This is a genomic window from Pseudomonas sp. 05N36 (genome assembly GCF_056397385.1).
Window position 1 is genome coordinate 48488 of sequence record NZ_JBFTNH010000030.1, and the last position, 14832, is coordinate 63319.

General features: G+C 60.7%; 12 protein-coding genes. 10 read left to right on the forward strand and 2 right to left on the reverse strand.

Translation table 11 applies throughout. The annotated features are described in order from the left end of the window. The first annotated feature begins 134 nt into the window (after positions 1–134). Genes AC1DIH_RS26675 through AC1DIH_RS26700 form a run of 6 tightly spaced genes read left to right on the forward strand, consistent with a single transcriptional unit; the run spans position 135 to position 10354 of the window. Positions 135–926: a YfaP family protein gene (locus tag AC1DIH_RS26675; RefSeq protein ID WP_427541695.1), complete on the forward strand. Its 792-nt coding sequence runs from the start codon at positions 135–137 to the stop codon at positions 924–926. Between the two features lie 51 nt (positions 927–977). Beyond that, a complete protein-coding gene (locus tag AC1DIH_RS26680; protein WP_477773868.1) occupies positions 978–2702 on the forward strand; it encodes a DUF2138 domain-containing protein in 1725 nt (574 codons plus the stop codon). Continuing rightward, positions 2687–3337, forward strand: coding sequence for a DUF1175 domain-containing protein (locus tag AC1DIH_RS26685; protein ID WP_477773879.1), 651 nt, complete (start codon positions 2687–2689; stop codon positions 3335–3337). The genes AC1DIH_RS26680 and AC1DIH_RS26685 overlap by 16 nt, the downstream gene beginning before the upstream one ends. Further along, the gene (locus AC1DIH_RS26690; RefSeq protein ID WP_477773869.1) at positions 3334–7905 is read left to right on the forward strand and encodes an alpha-2-macroglobulin family protein; all 4572 of its coding nucleotides are present in this window, start codon (positions 3334–3336) and stop codon (positions 7903–7905) included. Before AC1DIH_RS26685 ends, AC1DIH_RS26690 begins: the two co-directional genes overlap by 4 nt. A gap of 1 nt (position 7906) precedes the next feature. Beyond that, positions 7907–9538, forward strand: coding sequence for a DUF2300 domain-containing protein (locus AC1DIH_RS26695; RefSeq protein WP_477773870.1), 1632 nt, complete (start codon positions 7907–7909; stop codon positions 9536–9538). Positions 9539–9541: 3 nt separating this feature from the next. Beyond that, the gene (locus AC1DIH_RS26700) at positions 9542–10354 is read left to right on the forward strand and encodes a YfaP family protein (protein ID WP_477773871.1); all 813 of its coding nucleotides are present in this window, start codon (positions 9542–9544) and stop codon (positions 10352–10354) included. Between the two features lie 139 nt (positions 10355–10493). Here AC1DIH_RS26700 and AC1DIH_RS26705 read toward each other — a convergent pair whose 3' ends face one another. Then, positions 10494–10943 carry a DUF3828 domain-containing protein gene (locus AC1DIH_RS26705; RefSeq protein WP_477773872.1) on the reverse strand — a complete coding sequence of 150 codons (450 nt, stop codon included), beginning with the start codon at positions 10941–10943 and terminating at the stop codon, positions 10494–10496. Between the two features lie 394 nt (positions 10944–11337). On the opposite strand from AC1DIH_RS26705, the gene AC1DIH_RS26710 reads away from it, so the two are divergent. The 4 genes from AC1DIH_RS26710 to AC1DIH_RS26725 are packed head-to-tail and all read left to right on the forward strand — an operon-like array spanning position 11338 to position 13444. Continuing rightward, on the forward strand, positions 11338–12006 hold the full coding sequence (locus AC1DIH_RS26710) for a phosphorylase family protein (RefSeq protein ID WP_477773873.1): 669 nt from the start codon (positions 11338–11340) through the stop codon (positions 12004–12006). Beyond that, the gene (nudK, locus tag AC1DIH_RS26715; protein WP_477773874.1) at positions 12003–12599 is read left to right on the forward strand and encodes a GDP-mannose pyrophosphatase NudK; all 597 of its coding nucleotides are present in this window, start codon (positions 12003–12005) and stop codon (positions 12597–12599) included. Before AC1DIH_RS26710 ends, nudK begins: the two co-directional genes overlap by 4 nt. A gap of 8 nt (positions 12600–12607) precedes the next feature. Then, positions 12608–12781, forward strand: coding sequence for a hypothetical protein (locus AC1DIH_RS26720; protein WP_477773875.1), 174 nt, complete (start codon positions 12608–12610; stop codon positions 12779–12781). A gap of 6 nt (positions 12782–12787) precedes the next feature. Then, positions 12788–13444, forward strand: coding sequence for an HAD family hydrolase (locus AC1DIH_RS26725; RefSeq protein ID WP_477773876.1), 657 nt, complete (start codon positions 12788–12790; stop codon positions 13442–13444). Positions 13445–13768: 324 nt separating this feature from the next. Here the strand turns inward: AC1DIH_RS26725 and AC1DIH_RS26730 are convergent, their stop codons facing one another. Next, positions 13769–14518 carry a S24 family peptidase gene (locus AC1DIH_RS26730; protein ID WP_477773877.1) on the reverse strand — a complete coding sequence of 250 codons (750 nt, stop codon included), beginning with the start codon at positions 14516–14518 and terminating at the stop codon, positions 13769–13771. Positions 14519–14832: the final 314 nt, after the last annotated feature.

Below are 14832 nucleotides of genomic sequence, written 5' to 3' on the forward strand. Positions count from 1 at the left end.
TCGTCCATATCGCTAACCTTCGCGCTTTCTACGACCCAATAGCCACGGGTCTTTCTGACGAAACACAGTTTTTTGATCTGTAACGCGCCGAGGATCGGGCGCAAGGTTTCGTTATGCATGGCAGGAGGCGTCACATGCGTTGTTTTCTTTCACTGCTGATCGCACTGGTCTGCGCATCGGCTGCCTGGGCAGGGCCCACGGCCGAAGTGTCGGAACCGGTGGGCGGCTGGCGCTATAACGGCCTGCTGGACCGCAGTGAAAACCCTCAAGTCGCCTATCCCACACCGCCCATCGATCGGGGCGTGCAGCGCAATCGCACGATGATCGAAGGCCAGCTCAAGGCCATTGGCACGCTGCGCGGGCCTCACACCCTCGCGGTCAACGGCAATCCCCTGAATCTGTACACCGATGACAACGGGCGTTTCACCCGCCCGTATGCGTTCGGCGCCGGTTCCAACAGCGTCGAAGTCCGCAGTTCCGAAGGCAAGTCGCTCAAGCGCGTGCAGTTCTATGAAGCGAATAACCTGCGCACCCCGGCGCGGATTCGCGTGGTGCTGGGTTGGGACGATCCGAAGGCCGAACTCGATCTGCACATCATTACTCCCGACGGCCAGCATGCATTTTTCGCCCACACGACGTTGACCAACGGCGGCGGCCTCGACCCGGATGGTGTCGATGGCCCCGGCCCGGAAATGTTCACCATGACTGCACCGATGCATGGCACCTATCTGGTTTACGTGAACTATTGGGGCAACTTCGGCAGCGGCGGCTATAACTTCGATGAGTCCAGCAACCAGAACGAGGTGATCACCTCGCAGATCAATCTGGTGCTCAACGAAAACACCGTCGACGAAAAACGCGAGACGTTCATCGTGCCCTTGCGGGCCATCGGTGATCTGTTGCTGGTCAAGACTTTCAACTATTGAACATCCCGCACCATGGATGAATTGCCGAGCTTTGGGAACATGAGCGTGAACATGAGCGATAACACGATTTCATCGGCCGATTCCCCGGCCGCCGGCGCACCTGCGGCCAACACCTCGCGTCGTTGGCCGGCGCTGCTGATCGGGCTGTGCCTGGTGGTCGGCGTGGCGGGCGGGTTGGGGTGGTTCATGCACAAGCCCAAGGCGCCGCCTGCGCAGTTGGCCAGTGACAAACTGGGCATGAGCCGGCCGGACGGTCTGCTGGAAACCCGTTCCTTGAGCCAGTTGCCCAAGGACTTGCTGACGGTGCCATTTCTCAAGGAAACCCTGACCGAAGATTTCGTCTTCTATTATGAAGCCCATGCCGATCGTCTCGGGTTGATCGGCAGTCTGCGCCGGATCATTTACGAGCATGACCTCAAGTTGCAGGACAGCCTGATCGAACAGCTATTCGATCAGCCCGCAGACGTGGCGCTGTGGCGTGGGGCGGATGGTCGCCTGAAGGACTTCCTGTTGGTGATGGATCGCGGTGGCCTGGCCAAGGTGCTGGAGCCGTTGGCTAAAGTGGCGCTGGATGATTCGCAGTTGAGCCAGCTCGGCGAGATGAACGTCGCCGGCGATGTGGTGCCGGTTTATCAACTCACCTACAACGCCGGCAAAGCCCTGGTGTTTGCTTCTCACGGCGACAAACTGGTGGTGCTGTCCAACCCGCGCAAGCTGTATGACATGGGCCATGGTCCGACCGACGAGCACGGCATGGTCTCGACCCAGGCGCTGGAAGCACTGCTGGGTGGCGAAAAACTCTTCCCCGAAGCCTTTGGGCTGCAACCTAAAGCCCCGGAGGTCAAACAACGGCTCTCGGTCAGTTCCAGCGTATTGGCCATGGGTTACCAGCGCTTCATCCCCAACTTCGCCGGGCTGCGTTTCGACATGGACGACAAGGGCTGGCACAGTTTCCTGGCCATGGATGAACTGGATAACCAGCCGGACTTCGATTTCAAACCGATCTGGCAAGCCATGCCGATAGGCGCCAGCGCCTGCGTGGCCCTGCCGCTGGCCGCCGAACAACAAAAACCGCTGCTGGTGAAACTCGGTGCCGACGAAGCGGTGGCCCAGGCCCTGACCGATCATGTGGCCGGTGCCGCCGGCCTCTGCTGGTACGCCGACTCACGGTTGTACACGCCGTTGCTGGTCGCCAGCCTGAATGACAAGGACAGCGCCAAGCTCGATGGCGATCTGGGCAAGCTGTTTGGCTCGATGGTGGGCGCTTATGAACGCAACGTTGCCGAGCACGCCTTTGCGGTGGTAGAGAAACAGGAAGGCGAAACCCATCGGTGGCAGCGCCAGGTCAGCTCCAACTTTGGCCAATACCCGGCGAAGTCAGCCGAGCAGCCTGCCGCAATCGCCGCCAAGGCGTTCCTGCGGGTGAGCCTGGCGCGCCACGGCTCGACGCTGTTGTTCTCCCTCGACGACACACTGGTGGACAAGGCCCTCGGCACCCTCGACAAACGTTTCCCGCCACTGGCCGACGTGTTGCCGAAAGATCAGCTGACGCCGCTCTACTTGGGCCCGGATTCCATGGCACAGCTGATGCAGCGGGAAACCCTGGATAGCCTGCCGCAAGACATGGAGCCGGTTTTCTACAACGCCGCGCAAACCTACCTGATTCCGAAACTGCGCACGCTCGGCGGCTACGGCAAATACGCCCTGACGTTGCCCAAAGGCAGCGAGCCCGATGGCCACTGGCAATGGCTGCCGCTGGAATGGAAAGCCCTGTGACGGCACTCATCCGAGGCCTTGGCCTGCTGGCGCTGCTGCTCGGCACGCGGGCATTTGCCAGCGAAGCCGCGCCGCTTGACCCGCAGCAATCCCAGGTCTTTCGCGCCTGGTTCGTGCGCATCGCCCAGGAACAACTGACCCAGGGCCCGAGCCCGCGCTGGTATCAGCAGGACTGCGCCGGGCTGGTACGTTTCGCTGCCAACGAAGCGCTGAAAGTCCACGATGACAAATGGCTACGTAGCAATGGCCTGTCCAACCGCTACCTGCCGCCGGAACTGCCATTGAGCGACGCCCAGCGCGGCCTCGCCCAGCAATGGCAGCAGGGCGGTGGCAAGGTCGGGCCTTACGTCAATGCCATCAAGCTGATCCAGTTCAACAGCCGTCTGGTGGGCCGCGACCTGGCCCAGGCCCGGCCTGGCGATCTGATGTTTTTCGATCAGGGCGACGACCAGCACCTGATGATCTGGATGGGCCGCTACATCGCCTATCACACCGGCACCACCACCCCTACCGATAACGGCATGCGCTCCGCAAGCCTGCAGCAACTCATGACATGGAAGGACACCCGATGGATTCCCGACGCAGCCAACCCCAACTTCATCGGCGTCTATCGACTGAACTTTCTCTCCCAATGATCGGTGCCCGCATGTTGCGCATTTGTTCAAGACTGCCCCTGTTGTTGGCCTTGCTGGCCCCTTTGGCCACGGTCAATGCCGACGATTCCGTCGAGCCCAGTGGCTACACGGCGGTGGCCGGTGAAAGTTTTTTCCTGTTGGCCGACAGCAGTTTTGCCAGTGACGAGCAGGCGATGGTTCGCCTCGAAGCGCCGGGCCGCGACTATCGCCGATACCGCATGGAGCCGTACGGTGGCGCGGACATTCGGGTCTATCGGATCGACAAGCCGCTGGATTTCCTCAAGCGTCAGAAGAACCTGCATCGCGTGGTCAGCGACGGCCAGTTCAAGGGTGAGGGCCTGTCAAACACCCTCGCCTACCTGTGGGACAGCTGGTACCGCAAATCCCGTCGGGTGATGCAGCGAGCGTTTTCTTACGAGTCTCGCAAACAGGTCACCGAGGAAGTGCCGGAACTGAAAATGGGCACTGCCATCGTCGCGCGAACGCCTTACGACGCGCAGCCGCAATTTGCCTTGATTCCGGGTTTGCCGGTGGTCAGCCAATTTCGTTATCCGCTGTGGGAGGCCAAGCCGATCCAGCCGCCTGCGGGTGTGAACCTGGCGGGTTCTTCCAGCGAGTTCATCAGTGTCGCGCCGGGTAACGTGTACATCCCGCTGGGTAACCTGAAGCCGGGGTTGTATCTGGTGGAGGCGCTGATCGGCAAGTACCGTGCAACCACTATGGTGTTCGTCTCCAACACCGTGGCCGTGAGCAAGATTGCTGGCGATGAACTACTGGTCTGGGCCGCACGCAAACATGAAGGCAGTTCGGTGCCCAAGGTCAATGTGTTGTGGACCGATGGCCTGGGCGTCATGAGCAGTGGCGCCACGGATGCCGATGGTTTACTGCGTCTGAAACACGCCAGCCCGGAGCGTTCCTTCGTGATCGGCGAGGACGAAGAGGGCGGGGTGTTTGTCTCCGAGAACTTCTATTACGACAGTGAGATCTACGACACCAAACTCTATGCATTCACCGACCGTCCGCTCTATCGGCCGGGGGATTGGGTGTCGCTGAAAATCGTTGGTCGCGAGTTCAAGAACGCCCGGGATTCGGTGCTGCCAGCGGCTGCCGACGTCAACGTCAGCGTGCTGGATGCCACTGGCACCGCGCTGCAATCGTTGGCGTTGAAGCTGGATTCCAAGGCTGGTACCCAGGGCCGCTTCCAGTTGCCGGAAAACGCTGTGGCCGGTGGTTATGAGCTGCGCTTCAGCTACAAGGATCAGGCCTACAGCAGTGCCTTTCGCGTTGCTGAATACATCAAGCCGCACTTCGAAATTTCCCTGAATCTGGCCAAACAGGATTACCGCACCGGCGAACCGGTCAAGGGTAGCCTCGTGCTGCTGTACCCGGACGGCAAGCCCGTGGCCAACGCCAAGTTGAGCCTGAGCCTGCGCGCCCAGCAACTGTCGATGGTCGATAACGAGCTGCAATACCTCGGGCAATTCCCGGTGGAGCTGACCAGCACCGAACTGACCACCGATGCCAAGGGCAACGCCACACTCGACCTGCCGGCCGCCGAGAAACCAAGTCGCTACATGCTCACGGTGTTCGCCAGCGACGGCGCGGCGTATCGGGTCAAGACCACCAAGGAAATCCTCATCGACCGCGGCGCCGCAAGTTTCCGCTTGAGCGCGCCGCAGCGCTTCAGTGCGGTAGGCGACAAAGTTACATTCAGCTACGTCAACGAGGGTGGCAGCGAGCGGGGCAAAGCGCTGAGCCCCAGCAGCTACAGCTGGGTGCGCCTGGAAGACCAGGGCAAGGGCGAGGGTACTCTCGCGGCCGCGGATAAAGGTTTTGCACTGACGTTCGATCGCCCTGGCACCTATAACCTGACGTTGAAGGATGACCACGGTCGTGCGCTGGGCGGCACCGGCCATTCGGTCACCGGCGACGGGGTCAAAGCCGTACCAGGCACTGTGGAAATCGTTCTCGACAAACCCGAGTACCAGGCGGGCGATGAAGCGCTGGCACTGATCACTTTCCCCGAGCCGGTCAGTGATGCGCTGTTGTCTCTGGAACGCGACAAAGTCGAGGCCACGGCATTGCTGTCCAAGGGCGGCGACTGGCTGAAAATGGAAAAACTCAGCCCCACGCAGTACCGCGCGAGGATTGCGGTGAAGGACACGTTCGCCCCGAACCTGACCTTCTCCGTGCTTTACACCAAGGGCGGCCAGTACAGCTTCCAGAACATCGGCATCAAAGTCGTCGCGCCGCAGATCGACGTGACCATTGCCACCGACAAGGACAGCTACCAGCCGGGCGACACCGTGTCGGTGGACCTGAGCACCCGGTTCGCCGGCAAGCCGGTTCCGGCGCACCTGACGGTCAGCGTGGTGGATGAAATGATTTACGCGTTGCAACCGGAAGTCGCGCCGACCATCGACCAGTTCTTCTACCACCCACGGCGCAACAACGTGCGCACCAGCGCCAGCCTGTCGTTCATCAGCTACGACGTGGCCTTGCCGGGCAGCCCTGGCGCGCCAGGCAAGGCCAACCGTAGCGAGCGCGGAGTGAAAGTGCTGGAGCGGCCACGCCGCGAAGACGTCGACACGGCGGCGTGGCAGCCCGAGTTGATGACCGACGCCAACGGCAAGACCCGCTTCACCTTCAAGATGCCCGACTCCCTGACCCGCTGGCGCATCACCGCCCGGGCCATTGCCGATGACGGTCAGGTCGGTCAGAAGAAGCAATTCGTGCGCTCGAACAAACCGCTGTACCTGAAATGGAGCGGGCCCGGCAAATTCCGCAGCGGCGACAAACCGGATCTCGGGGTGTTCGCTTTCAGCCAGTCCGAGAAACCGGTCAAGGCCGAGCTGGTGAGCCATTACGGCGGCGTTGATCAGCGTGTGCCGGTGACCCTGAACAACGGCATCAACTACATCGCGCTACCCGCCTTCGCATTAGCCAGTGGCGAGTGGACCGCCGAGCTGGTGCAGGATGGCAAAACCGCAGACGCCCTGGCCGTGCGCTTGACCGCGACCGGCGAAGGTTGGCAAGTGACTCAAAGCCAAAGTCTGGATGTGCTCGGCGGCGATACACCGCTGACCCTGCCGGCGGATGCCAGCGACATCCGCCTGCGGCTGGATGACAGCCCGCAAGCGCTGTTCCGTTCGGCCCTCGACGACCTGTTGAGCTACCCGTACGGGGGCGTCGAGCAGACCGCCAGTCGTTTGCTGCCGCTGAGCATCGCTTACCCGACCTTGTCGTCGAACCCGCGGATTCGCGACCGCTTGCGGCTGATCATGCAGAACAGCCGTCTGCGGCTGGTGCAAATGGCCGGGCCTTCCGCGTGCTTCACCTGGTGGGGCCAGGATGGCGAGCCGGATGCGTTCCTCACCGCTTACGCTTATTACGCCGACTGGTACGCCAGCAAGGCGCTGGATCTGAGCCTGCCGCCGGAGCACTGGCAGCAGGTGCTGGAGATCTACGCAAAACAGGCGAAGGACACGCCGCTGTTGCAGCGAGCGCTGATTGTGTCGTTCGCCAGGCAGATGCAATTGCCGGTGAATACGTTGCTCACCGGTTTGATGGACGATCTGGCGAAAGCGGGCGAGGGCAATGCTGCAAACCTGATGGACGAGGGGCAGGACAGCATCGTCATGAGCGATCCGGACTCGGCGCTGGGTCTGGCCAGTGCTCGCGTGCTGACCGCATCGATGGCTGTACAGGCGAAGGTCAATCTGCCGGACGCTTTCAATCGGCAGCTGGCGGATGCCCGGCAACGTTTGGCCGCCAGCTCCCAGCCATTTGTCGAAGCCTTGAACCTGTCGCTGCAACCCTTCGATCAGGCACACGCGACAGCGTTGTTGCAACGGCTGTTGCCGCAGCAATCGACCCTGGAGCGTGCTTTGGCGCTGACCTGGTTGCAACGCAGCATCGAACAGGCTTCCCCCGCTGTTGCATTGACACCGGGTGAAGGCTGGAAGCAAGGGCAGGGCGCTACCGGCGAAATCTACTGGCAGTGGCAAGGCGCGCAAGTGCCTGGCGTGTTGTCCCTGACCGGCGCCCAGGAGCGTCCGCTGCGGGCCGCGTTGAGCTTCCAGAGCAAGCAACCGGCATTCGATCCGATGGCCGTGACCATCACTCGTCGCCTGTCGCGGCTGGTGCCGGGTGACGAAGCCTTCAACTTCAAGCTGGAAGCGGTCGGCGCCCAGCCATTGTCCAGTGACAGCCTGTACCTGGACGAAGTGATCATCGCCAGCAACGCCGCGAAGCCACTGCGCTACGGCATGCTCGAAGTGCCGCTGCCACCCGGTGCGGATGTAGAGCGTACGACCTGGGGCATCAAGCTCGTGGGCAAGGCCGGCAGCGAGCCGAGCACGCTGGAAAAGGCCCGTTTTGAACCGGGACAATTGGCCTACGCGATTCCGGTCGATGCCCTGAGCGGTGAGTTGCGCTTGCGTCATCTGGTGCGTTTCTCGCAAAAAGGTCAGTTCAACCTGCCGCCGGTACGCTTTACCCAGGTCTATGCGCCACAGCACCAGGCCCTGGAACAGAAGCCGGCCCTCGGCCAGATCACGGTTAAATGACATGATCCGGCCTCTGGTCTGGTGGCTGTTGTGTCTGATCCCTGCGCTGGCCACGGCGCAGGACGAGCCGCTGCGCCTGGCGTTGAAGGGTGAGTTGCTGCAGTTGAGCCGAACTCAGGTGATGGCGCGCGAGCCGTTGCCGCAGACATTGCAGACGCCGCTGGGAAGTGTGTGGAAGCTGTTCGTTTACGGGTGGCTGGTCGATACCGGCGCTCGTGAGCCGGTTTATGAGTGTCGCGGGCAGTCGAAGGAAGAAGTGTATTGCTGCACCGCTGGCGCGAGCATTGGGCGGGATCAGGCGTTGGCGAAATCCTGCGGGCTGTATTTCGAGCCGAAGCGGTTGGGTATTACTGACGCCGGTTGGCGGGAATATTGGCAGGCGCGTCAGGCGCCGGAGTGGTTGCTGGATTTGCCGTCGTTGCAGCCGCAAACCCGGGTTTCGGTGGCTGAGTTGTTAAAGGCCCTGGCGCTGATGCCGGCGCAGGATCAGGCTCGTCGAGTGTTGCTGGATGTGGTGTTGAACGCTGCTGATGGCAATGCCGTGGGTGAACTCGGTGGCCGCCTGCGAGTGAAAACCTGGAGCTGGCTGGGGGATCAGGACCCATCGTCGCGTCAGGGCGGGTTCGCCGGATGGCTGGCGGACGGAACACCGATCTGGGCCGGCGGGCGGGGCACCAGCCAGAGGGTCCTGCGCAACTACGCAGAGGCGCTGTCCAGTGTGTTGCCGTCCACTTGGCCTGCGCAAGCGGGGCGATGCGTCGAAGTCAGCCTGTTCTCCCGCTATCCACTGCAACGCGTGCTCTCAGGTGATCGCGTGGCGCCCCCCGGCCCCTTGCAGGGCGACTACCGCGTCGAGTTCCTCAACGGAAACCAACTCGACATCCACAGCGATGGCGAGCTGTTTCTATTGAAGGACGGCCCTTCACAAAAGCTGGTCGCCCGCCTGGACCGCGAAGAATATGTCGCTCGCGTCCTCCAGCGCGAAGCCCGGCCCGAGCCCGCCGAAGCTGCCAAAGCCCTGGCCGTCGCGATCCGCACCTACCTGCTGCAAAATGCCACCCGCAGCGGTGACTGCCTGAGCATCGACGACAGCAGCAGCCGTCAGCGCGTCGCCCCACGCCCGGCCGCGGCGGACTCGCGCAACATTGCCGCCTGGACCAGCGACCTGGTGCTTGCCGGCAGCACCGTCACCTACCACTCCGATCAGCCCGGCACAGACAAACTCTCCTGGCAGCAAACCGTCGAACAAGCCAGTGCCGGCCAGCGCTACGACGCGATCCTGCTTCACGCCTACCCGCGCGCGAGCCTCAGCCGTTGGGACAATCCCGTCGCCTCCTGCGAGGCCCTGCCCGCCGCACAAGACTGGCTGCAGAAGCAGCGCCGCGGCTGGCGCCAACGCCTTGAAAGCGAAGTCGGCTACAACGAAGTCAGCACTTTCGCCGTCTGCCGCCTCGCCTTCGGTCACCCTTATGTCGACCGCGAACGCCAGCGCATTTACGTGCGCGGCGTACTGTCGCTACAGGATCGCCTCGACCTGACTCACGAATACCTGCACCTGGCCTTCGATGCACACCCCAACGGCCAGGACGAAACCTACATCGAAGGGCTCGCCCGCCACCTTTTACTGGAATAGGCCATGAAACATCGTTATCCACAGGTCATCCTGTTCCTCTGCGCCATGACTGCATTGCCTATGGCGATGGCAGCCGATGCCGTCAAACTCGACACCCCTGTCGGCGGCTGGCGCATCGGTGCCGCCGAAGGTGAAGGCGAAAACTTCCGTCAGACCGTCAACTACCCGGCTTCCTCGGTCAACACCCCGGTGGGCCAGGCCAACACCGCTCGCATTAGCGGTCAGATCAAAGCCACGCCCAAGCGCAACGAGCCCGGAAAACTCATCGTCAACGGCGTCAGCATGCCGCTGAAACTCGACCCCGCCGGACATTTCGACCGCCCGTTTTCATTCCCCAATGGCAGCAATAGTGTCGAAGTCCGCAGCCCGGATGGTCAGCAACGCCACCGCACTCAATTCCTCCACCTCAGCGGCGGTGCGACCCCGGCCAAACTGCGGGTGCTGCTGTCCTGGGACAGCGATAACACCGATCTGGATTTGCACCTGATCACCCCTGATGGCGCACACATCTGGTACGGCGACCGCGTGGCACCCAATGGCGCGGCGCTGGATGTCGACGTCACCACCGGATACGGGCCGGAGATTTTTTCCATGCCGGCGCCGATCAAGGGGCAATACCTGGTGTATCTGAATTACTTTGGAGGCGGCTATCACAGTGGCGAGGAGGGTCAGGAGAATGCTGTTCAGCCGCTGACGACCGCGCAGGTGACGGTGATTACAGAAGAGGGAACGCCTGACGAGAAGATGCAGACGTTTGTCGTGCCGATGCGGGCGGTGGGGGAGTTGACGCTGGTTCGGGCGTTTAGTTATCCGTGAGGGGGACATTGTCCAACGGGCAGTTGCCAGATCCAGCGTGGGTGGTCCATGGCTGTGAGCCGATTGTGTGGTTATTCGGCTCACCGTCCAGTAGTTCGTCAGTGCGCCCGGCGATTCAGAAGAAACGATCGGCCATCACTCAATCACTCTGATCCGCTGTGGACAGCACGTCATTGATCTTCCAGCAGCCATTGTTCTTGACCAGCAGCACATCCACGATCTGGGTTGTATCGGGCGTATTGCCCAATGTCACCTGCTCCCTGGCTGAGGCTCCCTGCACGAGTGGCTCACTGACCTTGATGTGGGTGAGCCATTCTTCCATGTAGTCTTGAGCCTTGATGAAATAGTCCTCTTCCAGCCCGTCCGGGCTGGCCATCTGCTTTTTGATCTTGTCGATCAGCTCATCCGAAACGTACTGCTTCATCTGCGCAACATCATCGGTCAGCGGATCTTTTCCAGCGCTGAAACTTTGCAGGTACCCGTTATAGAAAGCTTCGGCCACGGGCTTGGGGGAGCCGGCGCAGTCGGCGAAGGCAACGGGGGGATGAAAAACCGCGGCGGCGAACAGCAGGGAAAGCCACTTTCTCATGGTTGTGTCCTTACAGACTCGTTGGGATTGGGCGAGGCGTGGGGCATCCGCCGAGCCCGTTCAGGCGCCCGATAGATTGAGCGCTTTGGGGAAGAGCCGTCAATGGACGGCTCGTGGGGTGGAGTGGGAGCGGTCCACCTGCGTTTGGTGATGTCGGACAGCAGACCGAATCCGGTTGCGCCACGATGACTCGCAGTCGATCAGCACGATGCCCTCCGCCCATTCTGGCGCTTATATACCAACATTCATAATGCTTATATAAAAACTCAGTCTAAGCAGATGTGTGGCGGGATTTTGAAGTGTGATCTACACATACAGCCGCACATAGTTTCTGCGATATGTTTTCTCAGGTGCTCACGGAGATTGAGTGCCTGCAGATCAAGGATGAACGAAGGTGTACTTCAAGGAAGATTCCGCTCATGCATGCTTACCTGCAAGTCCGGTCACCCTCGGTACACTCAAGGGTGTACCGAGGGCGTTGGTGCAACGCCACGGGATCGGGCACACGATCCCGCGTGACAAAACCTTCTCCGACCCGGGCCTGGTCGGCCACGTGCCGTTTGGCGATCCCGCCTGCGGGCGTATGCATTCAGTGCTGGCGGCCAGTGCCGAAGCAGCCGATGTGCAGGCGCGCAATGGCGGTACCTACGTGGTGATGGAGGGGCCGCAGTTTTCGGCTCGCGCCGAATCCACTCTCTATCGTCAATGGGGCGGCATGGTGATTGGCATGACAGCCGTGCCCGAAGCCAAGCTGGCGCGCGAGGCAGAGCTTTGCTATGCGATGATCGCCATCCCGACCGACTTCGATTGCTGGCATGAATCCCACGAGGAGGTGAACGCGACGCTGGTTGCCCAGCGGATGGCCGACACTTTCTCACGGGCCCATCGCCCGGTGACCGAGGCGGTCTCGCGGCTCGGCGGGCATCGCGGTGCCTGCCCGTGCGGCTGCGACCATACACTGAATACCGCAGTGATGACGGCCCCGGAGCAGCGCGATCCAGAGAGGGTCGCGCACCTGCTCACCGTCGTCTCTAACGCCACTCATCTGGGAGCAATATCATGAACCAGTCTATCGCCACCAAGGACCGGGTACGTATCCAGCAAGTCGAAGTACTGTCGGACAACTGGTACGTACTGCGCAAGACCACCTACGATTTCCTCGGACGGGACGGGACCTGGCGCAACATGTCCCGGGAAACCTATGACCGGGGCAACGGCGCAACGATTCTGCTCTACAGCAAGCTGAAAAAAACCGTGGTCCTGACCCGACAGTTTCGCTTTCCCGCGTTCGTCAACGAGCACGACGGGATGCTCATCGAAACCTGCGCAGGGTTACTGGATCGCGACGATCCGCAGACCTGTATCCGCAAGGAAACCGAAGAGGAAACCGGTTATCGCATTGAAGAAGTGCRCAAGGTCTTCGAGGCGTTCATGAGCCCGGGGTCGGTCACCGAGCGCCTGTATTTCTTCGTGGGGGAATATTTCGACGAAGACAAATTGGGCGAGGGCGGAGGCGTTGAAGCGGAGGGGGAGGATATCGAAGTGCTTGAATTGCCCCTCGACGATGCATTGGCAATGATCGAGACGGGGGAGATCACCGATGGCAAGACCATCATGCTTTTGCAGTACGCCAAACTGCACCGGTTGCTGGATTGAGACCGTGCATGACTGAACTTGTCGCCATCAGCTCGATGGAAAACGCCGAACTCGCCCAGTTCGTCGACGGCATTGCCCAGGCGTCGCAAGCGGTTGCCGTGGCGCTGTTGCTGGCGCCGTTCCTGCGGGGGCTGCGTGGCACCTCGCCTGCCGGCAACACGGCCGTAAATTTACCGGAGTAAGGGGCAATGGGCCTATCTGCACTGTTGTTCGACCTGGACGGTACACTCATCGACACCGATGAACTGCACTTGAAAGCCTATAACCAATTGTTGGCGCGCTGGTATCGGTCGATGGACATCACCTACTACAAGGCCAACGTCATGGGTTTTCCCGATGACATGATCTTTGGCGGTCTGTTTCCCGGTCTGCCGGCTTCGAAATACCCTGAGCTGGCGGCGGAAAAAGAGGCGATGTTCCGCGCCCAACTGGGTAAAACCATCCCCACACCTGGAGTGTCACGGATACTCGACCATGCCCAGAAGCTCGGCCTGCGCACGGCGGTGGTGACGAACGCGCCGCGAGAAAATGCGATGGCCATGCTGACAGGCCTGAACATCGTCGATCGCTTCGATACCATCGTCATCGGTGGTGAACTCGAACACGGCAAGCCCCATCCCATGCCTTATCTGACGGCACTTGAGTTGCTGGGCGTGACCGCTGACAACGCCATCGCCTTCGAGGACTCGCTGGCCGGTGTCCAGTCAGCCCATGCGGCCGGTATCCATACCTTCGGTGTGTTATCGGGGTTGCAGGATCAGCAGCTTCGAGAGGCGGGTGCCCGGAGTGTCATTCGTGATTTTGATGACGATGTTCTGTGGCATTTTTTGCAGTCTGCACCGTAAAGCCTGCTTCGTAGGTGCCAAGCTATCAAGTGGATTCCCGGATGGGACAGGATTATTTCGGGCATTAAAAAGCCGGCTTGTGGCCGGCTTCTCGGGGACGGGCTTGGTTCATTTTTGGTAAACCGCACCAGCCTTCAAAACGTACACCCGGATCTTGCGTCCGGCTGTGGGACTTGGCGAGAAAGTCATCTGCCTTGTCAGTGCGATCGGACCGGCGTTGGCGGGTCGATGCAAATGTGGGGCGCAGCATACTGATTTTTTTGGGGAATTCCCAGCGTGAAGTGCTATCCAGAGCGTTGTGCTGCTTAAAAGGGCGCCCTGGTTTCAACTGAACGGCACCGCTGGCCTCTGTTTGTTCAGCGTGGACCACCAGAAGACCCAGCCGAGGATTTCGATGTTTTGTTCTTCGATCTGTTTGGCGCTGAAGATTTCGTCGGGGTAATCGTTGCTGTTGTGGCTGCGCAGTCGCAGGGCGCCGGAGGGGAGGCGGTGCAGGTATTTGATGCGCAGCATGCCGGCGTGTTCGAGGGCGTAGATCTGGCCGTCGACGACCTGGGTCAGGCTGCGGTCGATGGCGAGGGTCGAGCCGTCTTCGATTTTCTCCGACATGCTGTCGCCGACCATTGGCACGCAAATGGCCTGGGCCGGTTCGATTTCCAGGCTTTCGAGGTAGTGTCGCGGCAGGCGGATGAATTCGCCGGGGATTTCGGCGACCTGGGTGTCGCTGGCACCGGGGGCCGTGGGGACCTCGTTATACAGCGGGATTTCTATATCGAGCGAATCGATGTTCACGGTGTACACGCCGCGGGTTTCTTGCGCGTCGAAAACGTTGCCGGCCTGATCTGTCAGTTGTCCCGGGCCTGGGTGCCTGGGACCTTCGCCGTTGAGAAGCCACAGGCTGTTCACACTTAGCAAGCGGGCGATTTGTTCCATCCGCGGGTAGGGAACGCCGCGGGTGTACCAGTTGTTCACATGCTGGGGCTCGACGTTGCAGAAGGCCGCGAATGCCGTCGGGGTGATGTTCACCTCTTTCAGGAGCGCTTTGAAGCGTGGGCCGCATTTGTGTTTTTTCATGAATACGGAGTTTACGGGCCGGGGTGGCCGGATTAAATAAACAACCGGATCAATTTGCGCGGGAATATTCAGCTGAAGTGCAGGATATTGTTAGTTCATATTAAACATGTCTAAACGTTAGACTTTGTTTCATTAAACACTCTGTTTAACTTGATGTTTTAACGTTCATAAAAATGTATGGTCAGCCCCTCTCCTGCAACCTCTTTGGCTGTTTTCGGTAAAGCTGGCTTGCGCTAATGTATCCGGGCTCATTGTGAGCGTTGCTGCTACAACGCTCGGCCCTCGATGAGTAGCCGCTCCCGACTGTCCTGAAA

Coding starts and splice junctions, on each gene's coding strand:
- AC1DIH_RS26675 (WP_427541695.1), top strand. CDS start 135: ATGCGTTGTTTTCTTTCACTGCTGATCGCACTGGTCTGCGCATCGGCT.
- AC1DIH_RS26680 (WP_477773868.1), top strand. CDS start 978: ATGAGCGATAACACGATTTCATCGGCCGATTCCCCGGCCGCCGGCGCA.
- AC1DIH_RS26685 (WP_477773879.1), top strand. CDS start 2,687: ATGGAAAGCCCTGTGACGGCACTCATCCGAGGCCTTGGCCTGCTGGCG.
- AC1DIH_RS26690 (WP_477773869.1), top strand. CDS start 3,334: ATGATCGGTGCCCGCATGTTGCGCATTTGTTCAAGACTGCCCCTGTTG.
- AC1DIH_RS26695 (WP_477773870.1), top strand. CDS start 7,907: ATGATCCGGCCTCTGGTCTGGTGGCTGTTGTGTCTGATCCCTGCGCTG.
- AC1DIH_RS26700 (WP_477773871.1), top strand. CDS start 9,542: ATGAAACATCGTTATCCACAGGTCATCCTGTTCCTCTGCGCCATGACT.
- AC1DIH_RS26705 (WP_477773872.1), bottom strand. CDS start 10,943: ATGAGAAAGTGGCTTTCCCTGCTGTTCGCCGCCGCGGTTTTTCATCCC.
- AC1DIH_RS26720 (WP_477773875.1), top strand. CDS start 12,608: ATGACTGAACTTGTCGCCATCAGCTCGATGGAAAACGCCGAACTCGCC.
- AC1DIH_RS26725 (WP_477773876.1), top strand. CDS start 12,788: ATGGGCCTATCTGCACTGTTGTTCGACCTGGACGGTACACTCATCGAC.
- AC1DIH_RS26730 (WP_477773877.1), bottom strand. CDS start 14,518: ATGAAAAAACACAAATGCGGCCCACGCTTCAAAGCGCTCCTGAAAGAG.